21 protein-coding genes are annotated in these 24,157 nt (G+C 64.9%); 7 read left to right on the forward strand and 14 right to left on the reverse strand.

Features of this window, described 5'->3' with window-relative positions; all coding sequences use genetic code 11:
• Positions 1-204 precede the first annotated feature (204 nt).
• The 4 genes from ASG74_RS14720 to ASG74_RS14735 all read right to left on the reverse strand — a co-directional run bounded on the left by ASG74_RS14720 (position 205) and on the right by ASG74_RS14735 (position 3,082).
• Positions 205-774 (reverse strand): DUF2399 domain-containing protein, encoded by a 570-nt coding sequence (locus tag ASG74_RS14720; protein ID WP_056145235.1) that lies wholly within the window; start codon positions 772-774, stop codon positions 205-207.
• The gene (locus tag ASG74_RS17955) at positions 771-1,163 is read right to left on the reverse strand and encodes a hypothetical protein (RefSeq protein ID WP_056145238.1); all 393 of its coding nucleotides are present in this window, start codon (positions 1,161-1,163) and stop codon (positions 771-773) included. Before ASG74_RS17955 ends, ASG74_RS14720 begins: the two co-directional genes overlap by 4 nt.
• Before the next feature lie 20 nt (positions 1,164-1,183).
• Positions 1,184-1,669 carry a hypothetical protein gene (locus ASG74_RS14730; RefSeq protein ID WP_056145240.1) on the reverse strand — a complete coding sequence of 162 codons (486 nt, stop codon included), beginning with the start codon at positions 1,667-1,669 and terminating at the stop codon, positions 1,184-1,186.
• A 168-nt stretch (positions 1,670-1,837) separates the two neighbouring features.
• Positions 1,838-3,082 carry a S1C family serine protease gene (locus ASG74_RS14735; RefSeq protein ID WP_162252812.1) on the reverse strand — a complete coding sequence of 415 codons (1,245 nt, stop codon included), beginning with the start codon at positions 3,080-3,082 and terminating at the stop codon, positions 1,838-1,840.
• A gap of 1,120 nt (positions 3,083-4,202) precedes the next feature.
• On the opposite strand from ASG74_RS14735, the gene ASG74_RS14740 reads away from it, so the two are divergent.
• From ASG74_RS14740 to ASG74_RS17270, 3 genes are read left to right on the forward strand one after another with little or no spacing between them, the layout of a single operon-like run.
• The gene (locus tag ASG74_RS14740) at positions 4,203-6,050 is read left to right on the forward strand and encodes a hypothetical protein (protein ID WP_156465426.1); all 1,848 of its coding nucleotides are present in this window, start codon (positions 4,203-4,205) and stop codon (positions 6,048-6,050) included.
• A 2-nt stretch (positions 6,051-6,052) separates the two neighbouring features.
• A complete protein-coding gene (locus ASG74_RS14745) occupies positions 6,053-7,036 on the forward strand; it encodes a hypothetical protein (protein WP_056145249.1) in 984 nt (327 codons plus the stop codon).
• Positions 7,033-7,704 (forward strand): DUF6339 family protein, encoded by a 672-nt coding sequence (locus tag ASG74_RS17270; protein WP_156465427.1) that lies wholly within the window; start codon positions 7,033-7,035, stop codon positions 7,702-7,704. The genes ASG74_RS14745 and ASG74_RS17270 overlap by 4 nt, the downstream gene beginning before the upstream one ends.
• A 282-nt stretch (positions 7,705-7,986) precedes the next feature.
• Here the strand turns inward: ASG74_RS17270 and ASG74_RS16990 are convergent, their stop codons facing one another.
• From ASG74_RS16990 to nrdR, 5 genes are all read right to left on the reverse strand, one after another.
• Positions 7,987-9,762 carry an ATP-binding protein gene (locus tag ASG74_RS16990; protein WP_082569793.1) on the reverse strand — a complete coding sequence of 592 codons (1,776 nt, stop codon included), beginning with the start codon at positions 9,760-9,762 and terminating at the stop codon, positions 7,987-7,989.
• Between the two features lie 50 nt (positions 9,763-9,812).
• On the reverse strand, positions 9,813-10,292 hold the full coding sequence (locus tag ASG74_RS16995) for a very short patch repair endonuclease (protein WP_082569794.1): 480 nt from the start codon (positions 10,290-10,292) through the stop codon (positions 9,813-9,815).
• A 34-nt stretch (positions 10,293-10,326) separates the two neighbouring features.
• Complete coding sequence (locus ASG74_RS14755) at positions 10,327-11,733, reverse strand: DNA cytosine methyltransferase (protein ID WP_056145254.1); 1,407 nt, start codon at positions 11,731-11,733, stop codon at positions 10,327-10,329.
• Between the two features lie 140 nt (positions 11,734-11,873).
• Positions 11,874-14,828, reverse strand: a complete 2,955-nt coding sequence (locus ASG74_RS14760) for a vitamin B12-dependent ribonucleotide reductase (RefSeq protein ID WP_056145257.1) — start codon at positions 14,826-14,828, stop codon at positions 11,874-11,876.
• A 159-nt stretch (positions 14,829-14,987) separates the two neighbouring features.
• Positions 14,988-15,503: a transcriptional regulator NrdR gene (nrdR, locus tag ASG74_RS14765; RefSeq protein ID WP_056145259.1), complete on the reverse strand. Its 516-nt coding sequence runs from the start codon at positions 15,501-15,503 to the stop codon at positions 14,988-14,990.
• A gap of 407 nt (positions 15,504-15,910) precedes the next feature.
• On the opposite strand from nrdR, the gene ASG74_RS14770 reads away from it, so the two are divergent.
• The gene (locus ASG74_RS14770; protein WP_156465428.1) at positions 15,911-16,447 is read left to right on the forward strand and encodes a hypothetical protein; all 537 of its coding nucleotides are present in this window, start codon (positions 15,911-15,913) and stop codon (positions 16,445-16,447) included.
• On the opposite strand, the gene ASG74_RS14775 is transcribed toward ASG74_RS14770, so the two are convergent.
• A complete protein-coding gene (locus ASG74_RS14775; RefSeq protein ID WP_056145266.1) occupies positions 16,420-16,746 on the reverse strand; it encodes a TfoX/Sxy family protein in 327 nt (108 codons plus the stop codon). The genes ASG74_RS14770 and ASG74_RS14775 overlap by 28 nt on opposite strands.
• 47 nt (positions 16,747-16,793) lie before the next feature.
• Here ASG74_RS14775 and ASG74_RS14780 point away from each other — a divergent pair, with 47 nt between their 5' ends.
• On the forward strand, positions 16,794-17,270 hold the full coding sequence (locus ASG74_RS14780) for a flavodoxin family protein (RefSeq protein WP_056145268.1): 477 nt from the start codon (positions 16,794-16,796) through the stop codon (positions 17,268-17,270).
• A 172-nt stretch (positions 17,271-17,442) separates the two neighbouring features.
• Here ASG74_RS14780 and ASG74_RS14785 read toward each other — a convergent pair whose 3' ends face one another.
• The gene (locus ASG74_RS14785) at positions 17,443-17,961 is read right to left on the reverse strand and encodes a hypothetical protein (protein ID WP_056145271.1); all 519 of its coding nucleotides are present in this window, start codon (positions 17,959-17,961) and stop codon (positions 17,443-17,445) included.
• 337 nt (positions 17,962-18,298) lie between these two features.
• Here ASG74_RS14785 and ASG74_RS14790 point away from each other — a divergent pair, with 337 nt between their 5' ends.
• Positions 18,299-18,898 (forward strand): GNAT family N-acetyltransferase, encoded by a 600-nt coding sequence (locus ASG74_RS14790; protein WP_235499013.1) that lies wholly within the window; start codon positions 18,299-18,301, stop codon positions 18,896-18,898.
• A gap of 95 nt (positions 18,899-18,993) precedes the next feature.
• On the opposite strand, the gene ASG74_RS14795 is transcribed toward ASG74_RS14790, so the two are convergent.
• On the reverse strand, positions 18,994-20,508 hold the full coding sequence (locus ASG74_RS14795; RefSeq protein WP_056145278.1) for a S8 family peptidase: 1,515 nt from the start codon (positions 20,506-20,508) through the stop codon (positions 18,994-18,996).
• A 162-nt stretch (positions 20,509-20,670) separates the two neighbouring features.
• Here ASG74_RS14795 and ASG74_RS14800 point away from each other — a divergent pair, with 162 nt between their 5' ends.
• Positions 20,671-21,792: a winged helix DNA-binding domain-containing protein gene (locus tag ASG74_RS14800; RefSeq protein WP_056145280.1), complete on the forward strand. Its 1,122-nt coding sequence runs from the start codon at positions 20,671-20,673 to the stop codon at positions 21,790-21,792.
• Positions 21,793-21,856: 64 nt separating this feature from the next.
• Here ASG74_RS14800 and ASG74_RS14805 read toward each other — a convergent pair whose 3' ends face one another.
• Both ASG74_RS14805 and ASG74_RS14810 read right to left on the reverse strand, forming a co-directional pair.
• On the reverse strand, positions 21,857-22,429 hold the full coding sequence (locus ASG74_RS14805; protein WP_268766036.1) for a GNAT family N-acetyltransferase: 573 nt from the start codon (positions 22,427-22,429) through the stop codon (positions 21,857-21,859).
• A 103-nt stretch (positions 22,430-22,532) separates the two neighbouring features.
• Positions 22,533-23,939, reverse strand: a complete 1,407-nt coding sequence (locus ASG74_RS14810) for a plasmid pRiA4b ORF-3 family protein (RefSeq protein ID WP_235499016.1) — start codon at positions 23,937-23,939, stop codon at positions 22,533-22,535.
• Positions 23,940-24,157: the final 218 nt, after the last annotated feature.

Below are 24,157 nucleotides of genomic sequence, written 5' to 3' on the forward strand. Positions count from 1 at the left end.
TTCGGTTGTCAAGCGAAAACAGCTGCGCTGTAGGCTGAATTCGTCACTGGCACAGGCAAATTCACGCACACGCCGCCGGACCGCAACGAGGCCGAAACCGTGCCCGGACTCTGTGGTCCACCGTCTCCAAACACGCTAGCTGCCACCTCTGACAACCCCCACGACATGGGCATCTCAGCCACCGATAGGCCGACCGAGCAACGGTCAACCCCCAGCACCGAAGGCCTCGATGCTCACTCGAGGGCGGCGATGATCTTGTCCAGCACCGCCTCCCTCGTGCACGGCCACCCCTCGCTGCCGCATCGCCGCGGCGAGCTCGGGATCCCAGAGCGACTCCACGGGTGAGCCCTTGAGCAACAGCGATCCCGGAACGCGTTCGTAGTCCTTGGCCGACATCAGCCAGGGCTTCGCGCCGTAGCGGTCCAGGGCATCGGCGGTCATCGCCAGGCCGGGCCAGTCGAAGTCCCCGTGAGTGGTCATCGGTGACCTCGACTCGGCCACGTGCGAGAGGACCTGTCCCGTCACCAGGTTCGCGCGGCCACTCGTGCAGATCACGGCCACTTCGATCCCGGCCGTGGCGATCGCCTCGAGCACGCTCGGGTTCTCGCAGACGAGCACCCGGTCGACCCTCTCCACCCGCATGCCCGACCTGAGGTCCCACCACGTCAGGTGGGTGGGCTGATCGGTGTCGAGGCCCCGCGCTCGCCCGCTGTCGCTCCACACCTGCCCCTGCAACCTCCACACCAGACACGTCGAGGACACGAGGTCGGTCACGACACCAAGGCGGTGTCATCCCACGCCGAACGACGTTGCCGCCGTCTCGGCGACTGCGAGTCGGCGGCGATGAAGGCCCGCCGGTAGTGCAGCACCTCGAGCGCGGAGGTCACGAGAGTGACAGGCTCCGGGTCCCTGCCAAGGAGAGCGTCCGAGCGCGGGGTCGCCAGCCATCCTCCGACCCACGGCCAGTCGACCTCTGGGTGCGGCTCCACCCAGGCCACGGCCGCAGCGGTCGGCTCGGCGCGACGCGCGGCCTGCCGTGCCGCCCGCGCTCGGCGATCGACCAGTGCCCGCCGCAAAAAGGTCAGCGCAGCCTCAACCAGGCCCAGGCCAGCCCGCATCCTCATCCTCTGGTCGAGGTCGGGACATTCGCTCGGGACTCGCACCGATCCGTCGACGAACGGCTTTAGCTCGAAAGGTCCTCAAGGAACTGCGCAACGGAATTCAAGACCTGCTGGCCGTCCTGGCCTTCGGCCACCAGGGTCTCCACTCCTGACCCGACGATGTACGCCATCAGGTACGCGGCATTTCCCTTGAAGTTCTTGTCCAGGTCCGCCAAGGACGGGCCCGGGGCCAGCTCTTGGGTTCCCGCGCGGTCAGCCTCACGCACTCGCGTGAACAGGCTGTTGAGCATGTCGAGCGCCTCCTCACCGCGGCGTCGACCCGCCAGGATGATGACCTCGGACGGCGGCCGCGGGATGACGGCCACCCCTGCCTCACCGTCGGTGCCCTGGCCACCGAAGTTGTCGCCGAACGCCACGAGCGCCGTGAAGCACGCGTACGTCAGTGGGTAGCCATGCTCGTCCCACGCCTCGCGACTGGCGTCGAGCAACTTCTCTGGTGATTGCGGGGTCGACATGAGGTCCAACGCACGGGCAGCGGATGGGTGCATCCCTTCACCCTAGGTCTGCAAACCGCCGCGATGTGACGACCTCACTTTTGCCCCAATGCGTCGGTATGCCGTCCGCTCCCCTCGAGCAGTCGGCATACCCCTCTTGATTCCAAGACTCGAGCAACGCTGGAGGAGACCGAATTCCTCTCGCCGCCCCAACCAGACCGCTCAGCAGGAGTGATAGGCGGAGCCGCCGCCATGGGCCTTCGCGCGTCGGATCTGCCATGGGTCCCCCGTCGGGACGAGGGTGTAGTCCAGGTCCCAGACAGTGCAGGTCTGCCCCTCCGGCCCCTGCTCCGATGCCTGGGTGCTCACGAAGTACACGTGCGCGGTGGCGCTCCCGTCCTTGCCCGGCTTGACCGAGTGCACCACCACTCCGAAGTCAATGGTCGAGGAGAGTGAGTCGGCAAAGGTGGTGACATCGGACGGGCGCAGACGCGGACTCATCAACGCCCACGCCTGGTCGTAGTCGGCTCCGTTGATGGCCGTGAAGTAGTCGCGGAACAGCTGCGTCACCTCCACAGCCAAGGGGTCGTCACTGGGCGGGACGATGTCGAAGTCACTGGTGCGATCAGGGGCGGTGGGGGCCTCACAGTCGGCGTCGACGACCGACTTCGTGTTGCCCCGCCACTGCTCGGTCAGCCTCCGAACCGTTGCAGCGGGGATGGCGTAGGCGATTCCCTGCGCGTCGGTCCGCACGGCATCGGCAACGCCCTGCACCGCACCCTTGAGGTCCAGCATCGGGCCGCCCGAGTTCCCCGGGTTGATGGCTGCGTCCGTCTGGATGAGTCCTTGGAAGGTGCGGCCCTCGAAGCTGATGGTCCGGTTGAGCCCGGAGACGATGCCGCTGGTGAGCGTCATCGGCTCACCCTGTGGGAAGCCGATGGCGACGACGCTCTGGCCGACGTCTGGTTGCGAGTCGGCCAGGCCGAAGACGTGTCCGTCCAGGTCTCGGTCAGCCCGGATCAACGCCATGTCCGTCTCCCGGTCGATGCCCACCACCACGCCTGACGCGACAGTGGGATCCGACTCGTCACCGAAGGTGAGGCCGAGCGACGCGGCTCCCTCGACCACATGCGCCGCAGTCACGATCAGGGCATCGTCGATCAGGAAGCCCGTCCCGATGCCACCACCGTCACACGTCGACGAGTCGATCCGGACCACGCCGCTGCGCACCTTCGAGAAGATCTGCGCGAAGTCGCCCGGGACCTCGCTGGCCGATGGCGACGGACTCGCACTGGCCGGCGTCGGCGAAGGGCTGGTTGGGGTGGGCGAAGGACTGACGCGCGTCGGCGTCACGGAGGGTGTGGCGCGGGCGCTGTCGACGGGCGTCGTCGACGTCGCGTCGGGTTTGAGGAGCTGTGATGCCGCGAACGCCGCCGACCCAAGCAGCACGACCAGAGCTGCGACCAAGGCCACCCACCGCCCACGGTTTCGACGACGCGGGAAGGGGAATCCGCATTGGGGACAGGACTGGGCCTGCGGGTCGTGCGCGCTGCCGCACTTCGGGCAGAACCCCCAGCCCTGACTGCCGGACCCACTCATTTGCGTTCTCCCCTTGCCCGGCGCGTTCCTGGACTGATCCTAGGTGGCCGCCTCGGGGTTACCGCCGGATTCCTTCAACTCGCCGGATCCGATCACACCACTACTTGGCCTCGTTGACTGCCGCCGCGACGGAGGTTGCGAGGGCCCGAGCGCGGTCATCAGAGACGTTCAGAGCGTCTGTGGAGATCGTGACCTCGGTGTCCAGCGTGGCGCTCTCTGGATGCTTGCCGTACCCGATCGGCTGGCCAGTCGCCACCCACAACCCCGTGGCCGGCTTCGAGTTGAGATATCACGCCCCAAACACGGTGCGGCGCTGGCTCTGCGACGTCACACAGTTGCTTTCGTATGCCGCGTTGCTCGTCTGCGGTGCGAACCGTCACCACGGTCGTGGTGGCGTCATATAGGGCGTGCCCCACGAGCAGCCAGAGCGGTCCGCGACCGGCTGGACCTTCCTTCCGACGATCTTGGCGACCTTGCCTGCTGTGAGGTTGGCGCAGGTGCTCGCCGGCGCTACAGGCACCGTGCCCTTCGCCGGTGGCTTCTTCACCACGGCACCGCTCTTGCGGGCTGAGGCGGACGCCTTCGGTTTTGGCACCGTACTGGTGTTGATTGACGGGGTCGGGCTGGGACTCGACGCCCCTCCCCGAGTGACCCGATCCGTGAGCCCACCAGCCAGCCGGTCCGGCAGCTCTTGGAACGGGGCCAGGCTCACACCCATCCAGAGCATGTCCGCGTCGACGCGGACATGCCGGGACGCATCACCATCGGTCGCCTTCGCCATGCCTGACGGGGCTGGACGGACTGAAGCCCGATGCGAGGTCTTGGCAATAAGGCCTCCGGCAGGCTGCGGTCAAGCCCCTCAACCGAGGAAGTCACCCTCCCTTCGCTGGCATAACCAGACCATGGTCCTCCCAAGCATTTCGGCGGTTTCCGCCCTTCAACCTCGCGATGGTGGTACTTATGATCAGTGCTATCTGAGGGGGAATCTATGAGCAGCAGTGTCGAATGGGTCTTTGATCCTGTCCCACCGTCCGGAGCATTGAGTGGCGGCGACCCCAAGTCGTATGTCTTCAGCCCGAACATCGATTCACTCGTACGTGAGGTGGTGCAGAACTCAACCGATCAGCAGGTCGGCGAGAAACCCGTTCGGGTACGGTTCACGCTTCACGAACTCAGCGACGACGCCCGAGACGACTTCTTGGCAACGCTCAGATGGGAGCGCCTCAGCGACCACCTCGCCGGTGTGGTCAACAGCAAGTCGCTCATCAACGGGCGTGTCCGAGATGCGCTTGACGAGATCGAAGACGGTCGGCTACTGCTACTTCAGATTGAAGACGGCGGAACTAAGGGGCTGACCGGGGAGGAGGACGGGACCGCGGGCAACTTCGCCGCCCTCTGTAAACACGTCTTAGTCACCAACGACGACAAGGCAGCGAAGGGCGGATCCTACGGCTTGGGTAAAGCGGTTCTCTGGCGCTTCTCGGCGGTTGAAACCGTGCTGTTCGGGTCGAAGTTCCGTAAACCCGACGGGGTCTTGGACAGGCGTGTGTTTGGTCGGACCGAACTCCCATTTCACAATGCCGAGAAGCGGCAGTGGGCGGGGCCGGGATGGTTCGGTATGCCAGAAGAGACCTCAGCAGGGCGAAGAGCCATCTCCGTCCGCGGAGGGGCCGCTGCGGATCTGGAGCGAAGGCTTTTTCTGGAGCGCGATGATGAAGTGGGGACCGGCACCACGGCTCTGATCGTCGGCTTCTCCGAGCCGGCGTCTGAGCAGCACAGGCCAGTCACTGACATCGTGTTCGAGATCGTCCAATCGGCTGCAAGGTGGTTTTGGCCCCGCATCAACGACGGAACCCTCATCGTCGAAGCGTCTGGCTACGTTGGCGGAGATCTCATCATTCATGAGTCTGCGGTAGCCGCATTAGCCGACCCAGGTTTTGTCAGCGCCGCGCAGCTGGCTACGACAGGGGACGTGGCGCTCAAGCCGGGAGATGTCGCCGAGCGCTCACTCGAGCTGCGCGTCCCGCGAGAAAAGACCAGCGAACTCCCCGGCGAAATTGAGGGTCAAGTCCTCCTGCGGCTCTTCCGAGTTGACGACGATGGCGGGAGCGACAGTTCGTCGGTGGCCCTGATCCGCGGTGCCGGGATGGTGGTCAAGCATCACCGGGTGGCCGGAATTCCCCTGCAAGGTGGGGGGTACCGAGCTGTACTAGTCGCGGGGACCCGGCACGGTGCCGATCCGTCGGATGCAGCTATCGAGGAATTTCTGCGCTCTGCTGAGCCGCCAGAGCACGACCAATGGGTTCATCACACCAACGCTCTGCGTTCTCGCTATCGCCCCGGCGCCAAAGCGCGCCTAGACGAAATGTGGAACAAGATCCGATTGGCCGTCATGGAGATGACCAGTTCGAAACCGGGCACGAGCGAAGAAGGTCCCTCAATGCTCGCACGGTACTTTCAGATGGGCGGCAAGACCGGCACCCAACGTCAGAAGCATCGCTTCCTTATCGAATTCGAATCAATGCGCTTCGACGGAGTCCAGTGGGCGGTAGAGGGAAGGGCGCGGCGAACCAAGGGCGACAAACCTTGGCACATTGACCTGGACGCGAAACTGGCTGGGGAGAGCGCCAAGGTGCCGTTGGAGATCCTTGACGGATCGTCGCAAAATGCGCATGCGAGCGTGGTCGATGCCGCGCGCCAAGTGTTGCGGATTGAGGTGGCAAGAGACGTTTCCGACGTCCGATTCAAGCTGAGTGCTCTCCCGCGGGAGGAAGATCGCTCCCTAGCTCTGGAGAGCACGCTTCGAGTCGACGCCCGTCCGCATGAGGAGGTCTGAACATGACTTGGCAGCGCGCGTTTCCCTATGCCACCGATAATTTGGCCGTTGTAGGTGTAGCGAAGCTACTGAACAGTGACGTCCTCGAGCGATCCGATGGCACATGGGACGCGTACTCCGAGAGCGTCGCCTGCGTACGCTTTGCGCTGCGGATTGAAAGCCAGATCGATAGGCTCGCCGATTGCCTACCGCCGGGTGCCGACGTCGAGTGTACGCTCGAACTCGTCGTGAGCCTCGAAGGAGTTCACTCTCGTCAGCGCCGAAACCTCTACACGCTGGACGTTGGATCACACGATTTGGAGATCGAACTCGACCCAGCCGAATATCTCGGGCGGGTTGACCTCGCGATCTCCGCCAGGCTGAAGACTGACCTACCGGCCCAGCCCGGCTTTGCGCACCTGAGGGCCTCGCGCGTCTCGCAAGTCTCACTTCCGAGCATCTGGTTCTCTGAGCCACCCACGTCGGTAGGAGACGCGCTAGAGGTCCGCTGGGAGAACTTCGACGAGGACGGAGACCTTGTCGACGGGCAACTCTTCGCAGTCCGACTGGAGGAACGGCCGGTGATTCTCCTCAACTCGGAGATCCCGAAGGCCTACGACATCCTTGGCTCGAAGGGGACTTGGGGCTCCGCCGCCCGAATCAGAGATGCCATCTACGGTCAGATTGTCCATCAGGCGTGGTCATCCATTATCGCGCATTGCATCCTAGAGATCACAAGACATGATGAAGCGGATGCTCCTGAAACAGTTCTTGCCGAACTTGACGAATGGCAGGCCCAAGTGATCCGGGCGTGGGCGTCGGAGTTTGTACCCGGCGAGCCGGATCCCGAGGCTGCCGCAGTGACTCTCATTGAACACTGCCGCGAGACCGGAAGCTTAGTGCTGCTTCATCAACTCCCGGAAGTCATTCAGAGACGGTGCTCCACGATTGACGGGTTCAACGGCCTTATCAAGGAGTCCCACAGGTTCGATGGAGGTGGATCATGACGAGCCTGAAGCGGTTCGGTTCTCCAATTAACGGTGCCCAATTGCGTACGCTCATCGAAGGCCATGCCGTTCCCTCGACCCGGGACCTAGGAGCGTCTGCTGACTTGGGGCCGCTCAAGCAGGTTGTTGCGAGCATCGCACACGGCGGATCCATCGAATCGTCGACGGACGCAGACCTTGCTCCTCACGTCCATGGGACATTTCGTGGTTTGCCACGAAGGGTCCTGCTGGATCATCGATTCTGGCAGTGGTTAACCTGTATGGAGTTTCGTGAATACACACGCGCACGTTGGGCGCCGGAGGTCGATTTCACGCTTGACCCTGTGCTGAAGCCGAGTCAACAAGCCCGATTTCTTGGAAACGCGGGGCTCAATGGTCTGGGGCGCAATGCTCTGTCAAGGCTATTCTGGGCTGCGGAGGTGATGAACGACAGCGACGAGGGCTACGTCCTTACCCGCGCCCTCTTCAAGAAACAGGACCTGGCGGTCGGCGTCGTTGAGCGTTCATTCGGTCTCATCCCGGAGGTCGCGAGAGCTTGCGCGCGCCACTTGGCTGACGTCCCAGAGAAAGAGCATCGTGAGGCGCTGAAGCGACTTAACCTGCGTGCATCCACAGTAGTCCTCGAGGGCGCATCCGAGGAACAAGTCCGCGCACTTCTTTTGGCTTAAGTCACATGTGAATGAGGGACTCACGGCTCGCCGTCGATGGTGAAATTTGGCCCTTAGGGAAACATCTGCTACGCGGCGCTGACTGATTGAACAATCGGCGGCCAATTCTGACGGACTGAGTAGAAAGCAGCCATTGACAACTGCACCAAGAGGGTTGGGTCTGTGAACCTGTGAGCAAAGTCACGCTCCTCCCCCTTGATGTAAGTTGCGCAATCTTGGCCGTTCCTAGGGTTTTCTTGCGACAGTTCCTCGACATGAGCGCCGAGGTATGGCGTAGGACTGTTAGTCTTTCGAGACTCTTTCCGCAAGGCTTTTGAGTACAATCACAGGAATTGGCTCTGGACTGATATCCAAAGGCAGGTTCAATTCATGCGTCACTCCGTCGTACGGTGGTTGAGAGACCAGCGTTAGCGACATCCCGACTTCTGCCACCTTGGCATGATTGGCATCCCAGCAAACGAGCAGGTCTATGTCACCGATGGACTTGATCCCATCGCGGAAGTCGGTAAGAACAGATTCAAGCTTGTCCTTGAACTCGATGACCAGCGGCAGCACATCCCCACCACCCACGTAGTGGGCCAAGAGATCGTACTGAGTCGCGTAACCGGTCGCGAGTGGGCGGAAGTTCGCGATAACACCTGCGCCAAGCAATTCGTGGAAGAGGGCAGCAACAGCGGCCTCTTGATTTGTCGGAACCTTGTGGAATGCGATTCCTGGCCAATTTAGGTCGTGGCGACCTTCCGCTTCTTCCCACATTTTCTTGATTCGCAACTTCCTCTCTGCGGAAGTCTCGGGTGAGGGCGGAAGCGGCTTTGATTCCATGGGACCTTGGTATTTCGCTACCCGCTCAAACTGAATAAACAGCTCAGCAACCGCGTCTTGCAGTCGGCGCTTGTGCTGCCAGTGCATCGATTTTCGACCCAAGTCGAAATCGATGCGATCCGACTCGACCAAGAAAATGCAGCGCTTGTAGTACGCCGGGTAGGCGCCCCGTGCAGCAGGTTCGATTGTGATACCGGTGGGCATCGATTTCGTGACAACGAATATCCCAGCATGGAGGAGAGGGTTTGAGTCCTCTTGATTCATATCCAAATGATACGACTCGGCGAGCGTATCGATGGCCTTATTCCCGGGCAGCATGACTCCATAGACGCGAAGCGTGTCATTTCCGTGGCCGATCACCTTGCTGCCCACCACAACCTTGCCACCAAGGTACTTCCTAGAGGCGCTTTCGGACTTGCCAACTAGGTTGCTGTTGACTTCCTCGATCGTAAGTGCCTTTGGGTTTGCAAGTGGCGGATAGCCAAACTCGACCTTCCCTTCCACATGTTCACCATCTACCGAAGTCCAAGAGTAGGTGATGAGAATTGGTGGCAGGACCTCTCCCCGAAGTACTTGACGCGTGTCACCCACCGCGGTCCTAGTACGCAGGATCCACTTTAGTTGCTCCGTTGATAGGGAAAAGAGATCGGTAGAGGACCGCGATGGAATTCCCGCGATGCGTATTCGAGTGAATGTACCCTGCTCAAAACCCTGAGGTACATCGACCTCGCCGCGCTTGGCGAACTCCGGCGCATGCACTGCCGCGTCTTCACTAGAAACCCAAGTGGCGGCTCCCGTTAGGCTGCACCGCACGGCGTCCTCAGCACTACGTGTCTCAAGCGAAAAGTTGTCGCCACTAAAGGCGACGTAGGTTAGCCCGACGCCCTTCTCACCGATTTGGTGGTCCAGCACAGACTTGTCGCCGCCGCCAGGGGCTAGCACTTCCTCAACGAAGTGACTCGGAATCCCAACGCCATTATCGATTACATCGACTGCCCGCTGAGTCGCATCTAGAGAAATGTGAATCTGGCCCTCGACATGGGTCGACCCTGAAGCGGCCTCCAGTTCCCAACGCCTCTCGATAGCATCGCGCGAGTTCTGTAGGAGCTCTGCAAGGACGTCCCAGTAGTGGTGATAACTCTGGAGGATGCCCTTGAGTTCGCGTTTTACAGCCCGTGCGCTCTTAGCCCGAAGGAAGTCAGGGACTTCGTGACCTGACTGGCTAAACTGAACCACAGATACCCCTTAAGACGAAAGGACAGCGCTGACACCGCGCTAACCGCACCCTACAGCCCCCCCTTCCGGTTGGGGATGGGTTGTGATGCCGCCTTAGGCGACACCAGGTCGCTTAACGCTTGCTCGACGCTCCCAGCGACTACCAAGAGGTTGTTTCGCACGTCATGCTCCCACACACGAAGGACTCGCCAAGCATGTTCTGTCAATAGCTGCGTCGTCTCAGAATCGCGTACCCGGTTCCGATCGATCTTCTCTCTCCACCACTCGGCATTAGCCTTCGGAGGGACGCCATGGATGGGGCATCCGTGCCAGAAGCAACCGTCCACAAAGATGGCAAGGCGCTGCCGTGGAAACGTGATATCTATCGTTCGGCGGGGCAGGCCTGGTACCGGGTAATTCACTCTGTATCGCATCCCGCGACGAAACAATTCCCGACGAAGGGCCATCTCAGGACGCGTGTCTCGCGTCTTCTGGCGCCTGAAGCGGAGCCGTACTCTCTCACTGGAGGGCTGTGGTCGAGCCTTTACCATGCATCCTCAACTCTTGGGGCAGATTTTCTGGACCTCAGCGGTCCAGCACTGCCGCCACCCGCTCGGCGATCTGCACCGCAAGAAGCGGCGGCACGGCGTTCCCAACTTGGTGGTATTGCATGGTTCGCGGTCCGGCGAACCAGTAATCGTCTGGGAAGGTTTGAAGCCGTGCTGCCTCGCGGACGGTCAGACTTCGCATCTGACGTGCGTCCGGGTGGATGTAGTAATGGCCGTCCTTGCTGATGTGCGATGCCACAGTGCTACTGGGAGCATCCCATCGCTGCACTTTGAAGCGATCAGAGAACGGTGTCCCCTGTCCCGAAATGTTGCTGTGCATCGGCCGGAGGCCGGGCGGGAACTCGTGAACTCGGCGCGATATGCCCCTAGCTGCCAATATGGCCAAGTAGGCATATCGCGCGAGATCGAGGTCCATGTGGGCCCGCGGCTCGTGCAGTGAGATGGGTGCGCTGCACCCGTTCAACCAAGTTCGAAGCTCAGCGTGCGCGGTGCCGTCCGTCGCGGGCAATCTCGGGACTCCGTGCACCTCACGCTTGGCAAGCGTAGAACCAAGGATCTGGGCGGACCCCCACGTGAGGCCCCCAGGTCGACGACGCGATACCGATGACTTCACCTGAGGCAGGTCCCCGATGGCATCCCTTACCGTGGTGACAGAGGCGGTCTGTGCGAGGGGCACAAGTCGCTGGGTGCCTATGTCGGAACGCACTCCGACCAAAATGACGCGGTGCCGCGCCTGCGGGATCCCATATCGCTCGGCCCGCAGGACGAAGTCTCGCGGCTCTACGTCACCCCCCGGAACGGCAAGGCTTCGAATCTCGTAGGCGCCCCCCAGTTGCAGGTCGTCGATGATGCGATCCATCATGCTCTTCCCCCCGTGCCCAGCCGAGAGGAGACCTTTGACGTTCTCCATTACAAAAACGGATGGTCTGAAGCGGCGAAGGATGTCCAAGTACTCCCGGTATAAAAAGTGCTTCTTGTCGTCCTCAAATGACTCGTCGTTCGTCCGACGTGCCCGACCGATGAGCGAATACGCTTGGCAGGGTGGGCCACCGATTAGAACCCAGTGTTCAGCGCCGCTGATGGCTCCCTTGATCAGCCGGCCCGCCTCGGCGCGCGCTTCAGGGCCCAACTCTATGGCATGAACGTGATCTTCAGCCTTGGCCATTTGAGCCGCGAATTCAGCGTTCCCGAGCAGATCACGAACAGAGGTCTTTGAGGCTAGCAGGTCGCGGTAGGGCCCGTAGAGCTCGGTGTCACGGCTGAGCGCCCGGACGGCAGAGCGGATCTTGAGGGTCTGCACTGCATGACGGTCCATTTCGAACGACGCAGTGATGTCGAAGACTGGCTCACCGTCGCGCTTGAACTGCGCAAAGCCTTCATTGAGTCCTCCTGGCCCTGCGAAGACATCGACTACTGGCAGCATCTGCGCTGATCTCCCTTATTCACTTCCACAAATGTACCTGCCTTAATGATCCGCTTACCTTGATACGCGAGCGGCTCCTAGGCACGCGCCCAAGAGCCACTCGCGATTGGCCGCCCTCTCGGACCTCAGGTCAGATCAGATCAGCTGCAGCCGCTGGTGCTTCCGCAGCCTTCGCAGACGTAGCAGGAGCCTGCCGGGCGCATCTTCGTGCCGCAGGTCATGCACATCGGCGCATCAGCGGAGACGCCCTGGAACTTCTCGAGCAGCTCGGCCGAGGAGTGCACGTCGTCCGAGATCTTGCGGGCCGAGGCCGCGCCTGCACCGGAGTTGTCCGTGACCTCTTCGCCGACCTTGGCCGAGGAGTCAGCCTTGGTTGGAGCCACCTCTGCCGTCTTCTTCGGTGAGGTCGCACCGACACCCTGCGAGAACGACTCGATCTCGTCCTCGATCGCCTCGGCGTCCTCGTCATCGACCGTCGACGGGGCGTACGAGCCCGTCTCCAGCTGGCGCTGACGCTCCTCGGCGGTGTGGATGCCCATGAACGACCGGGTCTCGAAGTCGAGGTGGTCGAGCGCCAGGCGGCGGAAGACGTAGTCGACGAGCGACTGGCCCATCCGGATGTCCTGGTCGTCGGTCATGCCGGCCGGCTCGAAGCGCATGTTCGAGTACTTCTCGACGAACGTCTCGAGCGGCACGCCGTACTGCAGGCCAACCGACACAGCGATCGAGAACGCGTCCATGACACCGGCGAGCGTGGAGCCCTGCTTGCCGAACTTGAGGAAGACCTCACCGAGGCGACCGTCCGCGTAGGTGCCGGCCGTGAGATAACCCTCGGCGCCACCGATGGCGAACGACGTCGTCTGCGAGGAGCGACGCTTGGGCAGACGCTCACGCGTCGGGCGGTAGACGACCTTCTCGACGACCTGGGCGCCAGCCGCAGCAATACCAGCAGCCTTGTCGGCCGCAGCGTCCTTGGCGGTGGAGCCACCATCGGAGAGCGGCTGGCCGACCTTGCAGTTGTCGCGGTAGACCGCGAGCGCCTTGAGGCCCATCTTCCAGCCCTGAACGTAGACGTCCTGGATCTCCTCGACCGAGGCGTTCTCGGGCAGGTTGACCGTCTTGGAGATGGCACCGGACAGGAACGGCTGCACCGCAGCCATCATCCGCACGTGACCCATGGGGGCGATGGAGCGCGCACCCATGGCGGTGTCAAAGATCTCGTAGTGCTCGGTCTTGAGACCGGGCGCGTCGATGACGTGACCCTTGTCGGCGATGAACTCGACGATCGCCTCGACCGTCTCCTCCGTGTAGCCGAGCTTGCGCAGGGCACGCGGGATGGTGAGGTTGACGATCTGCATCGAGCCGCCACCGACGAGCTTCTTGAACTTGACGAGCGAGAAGTCCGGCTCGATGCCAGTCGTGTCGCAGTCCATCATGAAGCCGATGGTGCCGGTCGGCGCGAGCACCGACGCCTGGGCATTGCGGTAGCCGTTCTTCTCACCGAGCTTGACGACGTCGTCCCACGCCTTCGTCGCGACGCGGTGGATATCCTTGTCCATCGTGTGGATGGTACGGATCGAGTCGTTGGCCGAGGCGTGCTTGCGCATGACGCGCTTGTGGGCGTCGGAGTTGCGGGCGTAGCCGTTGTAGGGGCCGACGACCGCAGCCATCTCGGCGGAGCGCTTGTAGGCGGCACCGGTGAGCAGCGAGGTGATCGACGCGGCGAGCGCGCGGCCACCGTCGGAGTCGTAGCCGTGGCCGGTGGCCATGAGCAGCGCGCCGAGGTTGGCGTAGCCGATGCCGAGCTGGCGGTAGTTGCGCGTCGTCTCACCGATGGGCTCGGTCGGGAAGTCGGCGAAGCAGATGGAGATGTCCATCGCCGTGATGACGAGCTCGGTGACCTGCTGGAACAGCTTGGCGTCGAAGGTGTCGTCGTCCTTGAGGAACTTCAGCAGGTTGAGCGAGGCCAGGTTGCACGAGGAGTTGTCGAGCGACATGTACTCGGAGCAGGGGTTGGACGCGGTGATGCGGCCGGTCTCGGGGTTGGTGTGCCAGTCGTTGATCGTGTCGTCGTACTGGATGCCCGGGTCGGCGCACTCCCACGCGGCCTTGGAGATCTTGCCCATGAGCTCGCGGGCGTCGATGGTCTCGATGACCGAGCCGTCCTTGCGCGAGCGCAGACCGAACTCGGAGCCCTCCTCGACGGCGCGCATGAACTCGTCGTTGACGCGCACGGAGTTGTTGGCGTTCTGGTACTGCACGGACACGATGTCCTTGCCGCCCAGGTCCATGTCGAAGCCGGCGTCACGCAGCGCGCGGATCTTGTCCTCCTCGCGCGCCTTGGTCTCGACGAACTCGACGATGTCGGGGTGGTCGACGTCGAGGACGACCATCTTGGCCGCACGACGGGTCGCGCCACCGGACTTGATCGTGCCCGCGGACGCGTCGGCGCCACGCATGAACGACACCGGGCCCGAGGCCGTGCCACCGGAGGACAAGAGCTCCTTGGACGAGCGGATGCGCGACAGGTTGAGACCCGCGCCGGAGCCGCCCTTGAAGATGAAGCCCTCCTCCTTGTACCAGTTGAGGATGGAGTCCATCGAGTCGTCGACGGCGAGGATGAAGCAGGCGGAGACCTGCTGCGGCGAGGCCGTGCCGACGTTGAACCAGACCGGCGAGTTGAAGCTGAACACCTGGTGCAGCAGGGCGTAGGTCAGCTCGTGCTCGAAGATCTCGGCGTCCTCGTCGGTGCCGAAGTAGCCGTGCTCCTTGCCGGCCTTGACGTAGGTGAGGACGACGCGGTCGATGAGCTGCTTGAGCCCGGTCTCGCGTGCCTCGGTGCCGACGGCGCCGCGGAAGTACTTCGTCGTGACGATCGTGGAGGCGTTGACGCTCCAGAAGTCGGGGAACTCGACCCCGCGCTGCTCGAAGATCGTTGCGCCGGTCTTCCAGTTCTGCTGGACGACGTCGCGCTTCTCCCAGGTGACCTCGTCATAGGGATGCACACCGGGGGTCGTGAAGATGCGCTCGACAAACACGCCCTTGCCCTTGGTGGACTTCCGCGCCCCTGCACGTGCGCCGGCGGTCTCCGTCATGGTGTGGCTCCCTCTTCTGCCCGGCTCAACCCGGACGATTTCTGTGACTTCATTGATGAGTATTGACGTGACCACTGACAGTGGCCGGGGGGTCGCACGAGGCGACCACAGTGCGGTGTTCTTCCGTATGCCGCGTGGTCCGGGGCGGCGGTGGAGCCGTCAGCCCGGCGGGGCGACGGGGGCACCCGAGCTGCTCGACGGCATACGTTCGGGTTCTCGACCCAGCGCCTCGCGCTCGACCCGGAGCAGGGTGATCGCCTGCTCGAAATCCTCGAGGCTGTCGAAGGCCTGGTAGACGCTGGCGAACCGCAGGTAGGCGACCTCGTCGAGGCTGCGCAACGGGTCGAGGACGGCCAGGCCGACCTCGTGGGCGTCGATCTCGGCCTGACCGGCGGCCCGGATGCTCTCCTCGACCTGGTGGGCGAGGAGGGCGAGCTGGTCCTCGGTGACCGGGCGACCCTGGCAGGCCTTGCGGACGCCGACGAGGACCTTGGCTCGGCTGAACGGCTCGGCAGCACCGGACCGCTTGACCACGGACAGTGCCGCGGTCTCGACGGTCGTGAAGCGCTTGCCGCACTCGGGGCACTGACGGCGACGGCGGATGCTGGCACCGTCGTCGGTGGCGCGCGAGTCCATGACGCGAGAGTCGGTGTGACGGCAGAACGGGCAGTGCATGAACCGGGCTCCTCTGCGCGTGTGTGGACCGTGGACGGGCCGCGAAATGGGGACAAGTGTGGGGACGGGCTGGGGACAACGTGTGGAGAACTACCCCGCCCCTGTGAACCACATGTGGATGAACTACATCGGTGTAACCACTAGATGTAGTAGCCAGTATGCGCCCCTGTGACCCGGGTCGCAAGCCCTGCCGGACACTTCCTGCGTGTCGTGCGTGACATCGGCGTGTCGCCCCACCAACCCTCGACTCATTGCCCGTTCGGCCACACCACCGCACCACTTATTGCGCGTTCGAGTAGTGCCAGCGCTCCCGCTGAGCGCTAGCTTCTGAGCCGAGAAGCTGCAAAGCTCCGCGAGTGATCGAGTACCGCCAGCTCTCGCGGCCACCGGCCGACGAGCTGGAACGGGTGGAGCTCGACGCGGTGGGCGCACTGGCCCAGCAGTTGCGGCTCCATCTCCAGAACGACGCCACTGCGATCGCCTCCCTTCATCGACACGGCGCCCAGAGCAAGGCGATCCAGGACCGGGTCGGCAGCCTCCTCGAGGAGCAACTGGGCTTCCAGTCGGAGGTTGTCGTCACACCTGACGAGGGCTTGGTGACCCAGGCCCGGCCTGACTTCTACTTCCCGCTCTCCGACAGGACCGGCGTCATTGCTGAGGTCGAGCGCGGGGGCACCACCGCGAACAACCATGACCTCAAGGACCTGTGGAAGACACACCTGGCCGTCAACGCGAACCATCTCTTCCTCGTTGTGCCCAACCAGTTGTTCAAGGAGTCGGGGGCTGTCCGGGAGAAGGCCCTATCCCAAGGTGGTTCGCCGGATGAGCGCCTTCTTCGGGACACCGCGGTCCCACGTCGATGTCCTGAGCGTCCACATCTTCGGGTACTGACGCCGCGCGGTGGATTGGCGGACCGTCACTTCGGCGGCAGCGACCTCGCGTAGCTCAGCCCTCGGGACACGATCTCGCGCAGTTGCTCGTCGGACTCCACCCCTTCGACGTCGACGTGCAGCCAGCCGGACATCACCCGCTCCCCCATGACCTGCGGCCGGATGTGATCTCCAATGGGGTCCGGACGCTCGGGGTCACGACGGAACATCATCGCTCCATCGGATCCGGCGGCCACCGCCATGTTGCCGTCGACCAGGAACGCCATCCCCCCGAACATCCGCTTCTCGCGGACCCCCGGCTCATCCCGCAGCACGTCACGGATCCGGTCGGCCAGGCCCTCGTCGTATGCCATGCCGCCGAGTATGCCGCGCTCCCCCTCTCTCCGTAGGCTTCCCGGGCATGAGCGACTCAACCCGCCCGCGCCGGCTCCTCCTCGTGCACCACACACCCTCCCCCGGCATGCAGGGGATGCTCGAGGCAGCTCTCGCCGGAGCGAACGACGACGAGATCACGGGCGTGGAGGTCGTCGTCCGCCCGGCACTGGCCGCGACGGCGAGCGACGTGCTCGAGGCCGACGCCTACCTGCTCGGCACGCCCGCCAACATCGGCTACATGTCAGGCGCCCTCAAGCACTTCTTCGACCAGATCTACTACCCGTGCCTACTGGCCACGACGAAGCGGCCCTACGGCGTCTACGTCCACGGCAACGAAGGACTCGAAGGCGCCGTGCGCGCCATCACGAGCATCGCCGGCGCCCTGGGCTGGGAGTCGGTCGCCCCGCCGGTCGAGGTCACCGGCGCTCCCGACCGCAAGGCCCTCGACGTTTGTCGCGAGCTCGGTGCGGTGCTGGCCGCGACCGTCATGCCCGACGCCTGAGCTCCCCGCCACACACTCAATCCGGTTCATGAACCACGTGGTCCTTCGGCATCCGGATCGATCCGGGTGTCGAGGCACCTCGCGGTCCGCGAACCGTTTTGGACAGGCACGCAAAGACGCAGGTATGCCGTCCGCTCACTTGAGCGGACGGCATACCTGCGCTCTTCTTGCGTCAGAGACCGGGCCCTTGGGAGCGGAGCTTGTCGACCTCGCTCATGGCCTCACGGAGCTGGCCCAGCCACTCGTCGGCGTGCTGTCCGACGAGGCGGACCGACCACGCGAGTGCGTCGCTGCGGGAGCGGGCGACGCCGGAGTCGACGAGGGTGTCGAGCACCTGGCGCTCGGGCTGGCGCAGACGGGTCATGACTGGTGCGGCGAGGTGGGTGAAGAGCGCCTCGGTCTCGCCGAGCCGCACCCCCCACGACACCTTGCGCTGGTAGCGGGACTCGGCCTCGCTCGCGATGGCGATGCGCTGCTCCTTGGTGTCGGCCCGCCAGCGGCTGATGCGACCCTCTGCCTCAGCGCCGGGTGAGGCGTCGTCGGGCAGGGTGCCGATCACCGTGATCTCGTCGCGGTCGACGTTGACGTCGAGCGCGCTGAACCACTCGTCGGGCAGACGCCCGGTGAACCAGTCCTGCGCGTCGTCGGCACTGGGGACGTCGGCCTGCTGCCAGCCGCCTGGGCGGCCCATGCCGGGACCGCGACCGCGTCCGCCGCCGCCGTGTCCGCCAGGCCCGCGACCGGGGATGCCGTCCCTCATGCCGTGGCGCATGCCGGGGCCGGTGGGGCGGGGTGAGTTCTCGGAAGTGTCCGGGCCGAAGAGTGTGTGTGGTGGGACCTCATGAGGGTCTCCTTCCGGTGGTGACTGCATCTTCTTGCAGCGCTTACATGATTACACAACTGCACATGCAATGAATTGTTCCCTGAGGATTGCCGGTGTGCACTGCTGCGCTGTGACGCAGCAGTGCACACCGCAAACCAGCACGACCGGTCAGCGACCGTCAGAGGGGGCAGACAAGATGGGACCCATGAGCGCGGAGCCCGAGTGGGAGACGCACCCCGTCACGCCCGACCGGTTCGAGGACTTCGCCGACGTCATCAACAAGAACCGGCGCCAAACCCACTGCTGGTGTCTGTCGCACCGCCTCACGGTCGGTGAGATCGGCGAGCTCGGCGGCGACGCTGACGACCAGCGAGAACAGGCGATGCGCGCCCTCTGCGAACGCGAACACCCACCCGGTGTCGTGACGTATCTCGATGGCGAGCCGGTCGGCTGGTGCAACATCGGCCCCCGCGTCGAGATCACCCGGCTCGCTCGTTCCAAGCTCATGCTCGCGACCGACGACCTGCCAGTGTGGAGCATCGTCTGTCTCGTGGTGCGCAGTGGCTACCGCAAACGGGGCGTGACACGTCACCTCATCGAGGGCGCCGTGGACTACGCCGGGGCCAACGGCGCACCCGCCATCGAAGCCCACCCCGTCGACCCCCAGGGGCGGATGGATCTCACGATGGCCTTCGTCGGGACGCGAGCCATGTTCGAGCGCAACGGTTTCGAGGTGGTCGGCACGACTGGTGCCACGGCAAGCAAGATGCCGCGGCTCACGATGCGCCGCACCCTCTTGGGCTGAGGAGCGCCGGCCAGAAGGCAAACTGCCGGGGGTGAGCGAGGTGCTCACCCCCGGCAGGTCCAGGGTCATGCTGCGTCAGTCTGGGAACCGATGCGTCAGCTGACAGCCTTGAGGGCGTCAACCATGCCCTCTCCGTAGAAGCTGTTGTCCTCGGCAGTGCCCAGGCACGCGTCACCCCTGGTGGTCACGGTGCAGGCCGTGTCGGTCGCGTCCGCGCGCAGCTTGGCCACCATCTGCTCGGGGGTGAGCTCCGGGTGGGCGGTTTTCATGAGCGCGAGGACACCCGCGACGTGCGGGGAGGCCATCGAGGTGCCGCTCTTGTAGCCGTACCAGTTGTTCGCGACGATCGTCGACAGGATGTTGCTGCCGGGGGCCGCGACGTCGATGACGCCCAGACCACGGTTCGAGAACGACGACAGCGCACCGGTGCTGGTGGCTGACGACACGGTGGCGACTCCGGGGAGCTCGGCCGGGATGTCCTGGCACCCGTCGTTGAGCTTTCGGACCACCGCGGTGCCGTCATTGGGACTGCCACGGTCGGTGATCTTGGACTTGTCGGACAGGTCGTAGGCCGAGTTGCCCGCAGCCGCGGCGTGCACGACGCCCTGCTTGGTCGACCACGCCACGGCGCGGCTCACGGCCTCCTTGGCAGCGGCCTGGTCGGGCTGGTCGCTGCACCAGAACTCGAACGGGTCGACGTAGTAGCTGTTGTTCGTGACGTCCATGTGCTTCTGGCCCGCCCAGACGAAGCCACACACGGCGTACTCCGGGTAGATGAAGCCCTCGTCGCTCACAACCTTGACCGCGGCCATGCGCACGTTGGGCGCGACACCGACGATGCCGACGCCGTTGCGCGGCGCGGCGATCGTGCCCGCGACGTGGGTGCCGTGGTCACTCGTGGTGGGGTTCCAACCGGTCGCCGAGGTGTCCGGGCGCCCGCCGTTGGTGCAGTTGACCGAGTCAGCCACGTCGATGTTGGCCTGGAGGTCCGGGTGGTCGGGGTCGATCCCGCTGTCGAGCACACCGACGAGTACGTTGCGGGAGCCTTCGGTGATCTTGTGGGCCTGGTCGGCCTTGATCATCTTCATGTCCCACTGAAGACCTTCGTAGACGTCAGAAGACGATGCAGCCGGAGTGGTGGGAGCCTCGACGTCGCCGTTGGTGGGCTTGTTCGCACCCTTCTTGTAGCCGCTCGCGCCAGGGCCCCACGGGGCCTGCACGTCGGTCGGGGTCCCCTCGAGGACCTCGGCGGTGCGGGTCGCACCCACCGACTCGAGCGCGTTGGCGCCGGCTGCCCGGACGTCGTCACGGAAGGCCGAGTGCTGCGAGTGGGCGACGACCACGCCGATCTGGGGCCAGCTCTGGACCACGACGCCGCCGGCCGCGTTGACAGCCTTCTCCAGGAGGCGCGTCTGGCCGGGGTTGGCGACCTTGGCGTTGAGGATGTAGCTCATCGTCGTGCCCTCGGGCGCCGCGATCGGCACGGGGGTGGACGCCTCGGTCGTGGTCGCGGACGCCACGGTGGGGACTCCGCCGAGAAGGGCGACGGCAGCTGCCGCCGTGACAGCGACGGCGAAGGTTGTCCGCCGACGTTGACTGGAACGAGTCATGTTCACTCCGTTGTGAATGGTGTTGCCGCCCGTCGCACGAGCGGACCGCCCCTCGTCGGGGCGGCGACTCCATCCTCACCGGGCCAGCCCGAAATTGCCACTGCTGAACCGATTCTGACCACTCTTATGGGCCATGTCAGCCCGATTCGTCACAATGAGCCCATGACACGACGGGTCGCCCGCGACTGGGTGCTGCGCCGGCGGATGGCTGTTCAGCGGCTGTCCGCCGCGCCCCTCCCCCACGCCTCGGACGCCGTCCGCCTGCTCACCTGTGTCCAGTCGCAGGACGCACCTCTGGCAGCCCACTCACTCGCGATGCGCTCGTGCGACACCTCGTATGCCGGTGTGCTGGCAGTGCAGTCGGCCGGCGGTTGGGTGCGCACGCACATCCTGCGGCCCACCTGGCACTTCGTCGCACCCGAGGACCTGCGCTGGATCCAGTCGCTCACCGGCGCCAAGGTCGAAGGCGGTATGCCGGCACAGCACCAGCGTCTGGGGATCACCGCCCGCGTCATCGACTCAGGCATCGAGGTGCTCCGTGAGGTCCTGCGGGGAGGCACGGCCCTGACCCGCAAGGAGCTCACACCACAGTTCGTTGCTGCGGGGTTGCCGGGCCCAGGCCAGCCGCTCGCGCACCAGCTCATCAGCGCCGAGGTGCGCTCCGTCATCTGCTCCGGGCCCCCTCGCGGCACCGAGCACACGTACGTCCTCGTCGACGAGGCGATCCCCCCTGCACCGTCGGACTCCTGGTCACGCGAGCAGGCGCTCGTCGAGCTCACCCACCGCTTCTACGCCGGCCACGGACCCGCCTCGGAGCGGGACCTCCAACGGTGGAGCGGTCTCACCCTCACCGAGATCCGTTCTGCCACAGCCGAGCTGACGACCCCCGCGTCTTTGCGCTCCACGCATCCCTTGGAGTCGGTCGAGTGCGAGGGCCAGACCCTCTGGTTCGACCCGACGGTGAGCGCTCACGCGACCCGGGAGCATCCGGCATACCTGCTGTCGACGTTCGACGAGGCGGCACTGACCTACCCGAGCACCGGCTTCCCGCGGCGCGACCACGACGCCGACCGCGCCCGGCTCGTCTCGCAGTCAGGCGGCGGTGTCGTCATCGTCCAGGGTCGGGACGTCGGCACGTTCAAGCGCAAGGTCGAACCCAGCCGCACCCTCGTCACCGTGAGCGCCGACGTCGACCTCACCTCCGGCGAGCGCGACGCCATCGCCGTGGCCGCGCAGTTCCTCGCCGACTTCCACGAGCGCCCACTCCACCTCACCTTTACCTGACATCCACCACGCCGTCCCACTGATTGCCCGTTGGGCCGTTGCACTGATTGCGCGTTGAGGCAGTTCAGACGCGCGCGTCCCACTCCTCGCGCAGGATCGCGTAGGTGCAGCCGTCGATCCAGCCGAGCTCGTGGTGCCAGGAGTCCCGGACGCCGTACTGCTCCAGGCGCATGCCGACCTTCTCGAGGATCCTGCGCGATGCGGGGTTGTCGGCGAAGCACCCAGCCGTCACCCGGCGCAGGCCCAGCTCGTCGAAGGCCAGCGACAACAGGTTGCGGGCGATCTCGGTGGCGTAGCCCCGGCCCGCGTGCGCCGGGTCGATGGTGTAGCCAAGCATCCCCTCGACCCTCAGGCTCTCGGGAGCATCGTCCTGGCCCATGCCGTCGACCACCTCCAGCATGCCGCTGCCGACCGGTTGGTCCCCCACGAGCGCGACGCATGAGTGGTCGTACGGCTCGTCCACCGACGTGAGCCACTTCTCCCGGAACACGACCGGGTCGACCGTCGCCCGGATCAGCCAGCGTTGGACTTCCGGCGTGTTGCGGTAGGTCAACATCTGGTCGACGTCCTTCCCCGTCACCGGTCGCAGCGTGAGTCGCTCAGTTGTGCGCGGCCAGGCAATGGCGCCAGAAGTCACGTGGCCCTGCCTATCAGGCGAAGGACCCTCCCCACCAACAGTTTTGGGGCGAACGCCGGGCCCTCCAAGCGGGGCTGGGCCCAACAGCTCCGCCCGCTGGCCATCAGGACTGCACGATCACGGCACGTGCAGTAGCTGCGACCCCTTGGTCGGTCCCGGTGACGCGCCAGCCCACGCGCGCTGCCCCCGCCAACGTGGTGAGGACATCCAAGGTGGGGCTGCCGGCAGGAGGAGCCGCGCGCCTGTCGTTGTCGATGCGCCAGCCCATGCCGTGCAGGATGCGGCTGACCTCATCCCTCCAGCCCTCCATCGGACTGCCACTGCCCGCCACCGCAAGCGCGGCCCAACCTGCCTGTCGTTCGAAGTCCCCGCGCCCCAGAGGCAGCCGAGCCGCGACGTGCCGCCAGAGGCTCTGGGGGTCCGCGCGGCAGCGGACTGCGACAGCCGTGGGAGTCAGTTGCCCCTTGCGGACGTTCACCAGCCCCAGCGCACGAGCCGAGTCGCGAACCTGACCAACTGGAGGGGTCAGGTCCTCGCGATTGACCTTGCCGATCCACCAGCTCGAGATTCCACTGCGCTCAGCGAACGCCTCGACAACTGCGGGAGGCAGGTATCCCGCCGAAGTGAGCCTCACGCCGTCGCCGATGACATCGAGGAACTCCGCGTAGGTCCGGGTGACGCGGGCGGCCTCGGCGTCCGCCAGCTCGGCCGGTTCACGCCAGGGGACTCGGTCGAGGGCCTCGTGCAGAACGAGAACTCCTCGACGGGAGAGCTGGTCGAGCAGGTCACCGAGCTCGGCCACCACGGCGACGGGCCGCGAAGCATCGCCACCATCGACCGCCGCGCTTGCGCCGCGCGCCAGAGCGGCATTGACCTCGTCGGCATCGAACCGATCCGGGTGCCAGTCGAGAGGCAACCAGTCGCGGGCATGGCTCGCATCGTCGAAGACGTCAGGGAGGTGCTTCGGCGAGTAGTCGCTGCGGACCCAGGCTGCGAGATCGCGGTAGCCGCCGATACCGCCGCAGTCCTCCGGAGGACAGGCGCCGCGTCCGCCGGTGCAACGGACCTGCGCTGGGGGCTCGTCGAGGACCTCTTCGACGGACAGCACATGGTCCCAACCGTCTCCGAAGTCGTACTCGTACCAGAGCTGGTCGCCCTTGCCGGTAACGAGCTGGTCCAGACGGACCTCGTCCTCCAGGGCCCCTTCCTCGCCCTCCTCGACGTCCCAGCCCGTGATGAAGTACGCAGACCGGTAGTCGCCCCCGGTGCGGAACCTGTGGAGGTGGCTGTCGGTCCATCCCATGGCGAGCTGAATCGCGTCGTGCACCTCGGGCAGTGTCAGGTCGCCGGGAAGCTCCAGCCGTCTCCAGACCGGCGGCTTGGTCCCCCGCAGGTCCAGGCGTACGCGGAAACCGCGGACCTGCGCCGGCGCCGGAGCCACCACGGGGGTCGGCGTGCGAAGCATCTCCTCGAGGTGGGCGGTCTGACGAGCGAGCAGCGTCTCCAGCACGGCCCCTGCGTCATCGCCCGCCCCGTGACCTCCGAGCAAGGCCGCCAGAAGCTCCGATTCCGATGGTGTGGCCACGGCGTCCAGTCAACCACCGGCCCCACCGAGCGGCCAGTGGCGACACAGCAAAGGGCGCCCCGCGCGAACAATGGCGGGGCGCCCTCGGTGCTGAGTCGGCGAGGGGTCGAAGCTCGGCCAGGGACTCAGGACCGAACCGGGGT

Origin of the sequence: Knoellia sp. Soil729, from assembly GCF_001427985.1 — a bacterium.
Taxonomy (GTDB): domain Bacteria; phylum Actinomycetota; class Actinomycetes; order Actinomycetales; family Dermatophilaceae; genus Knoellia.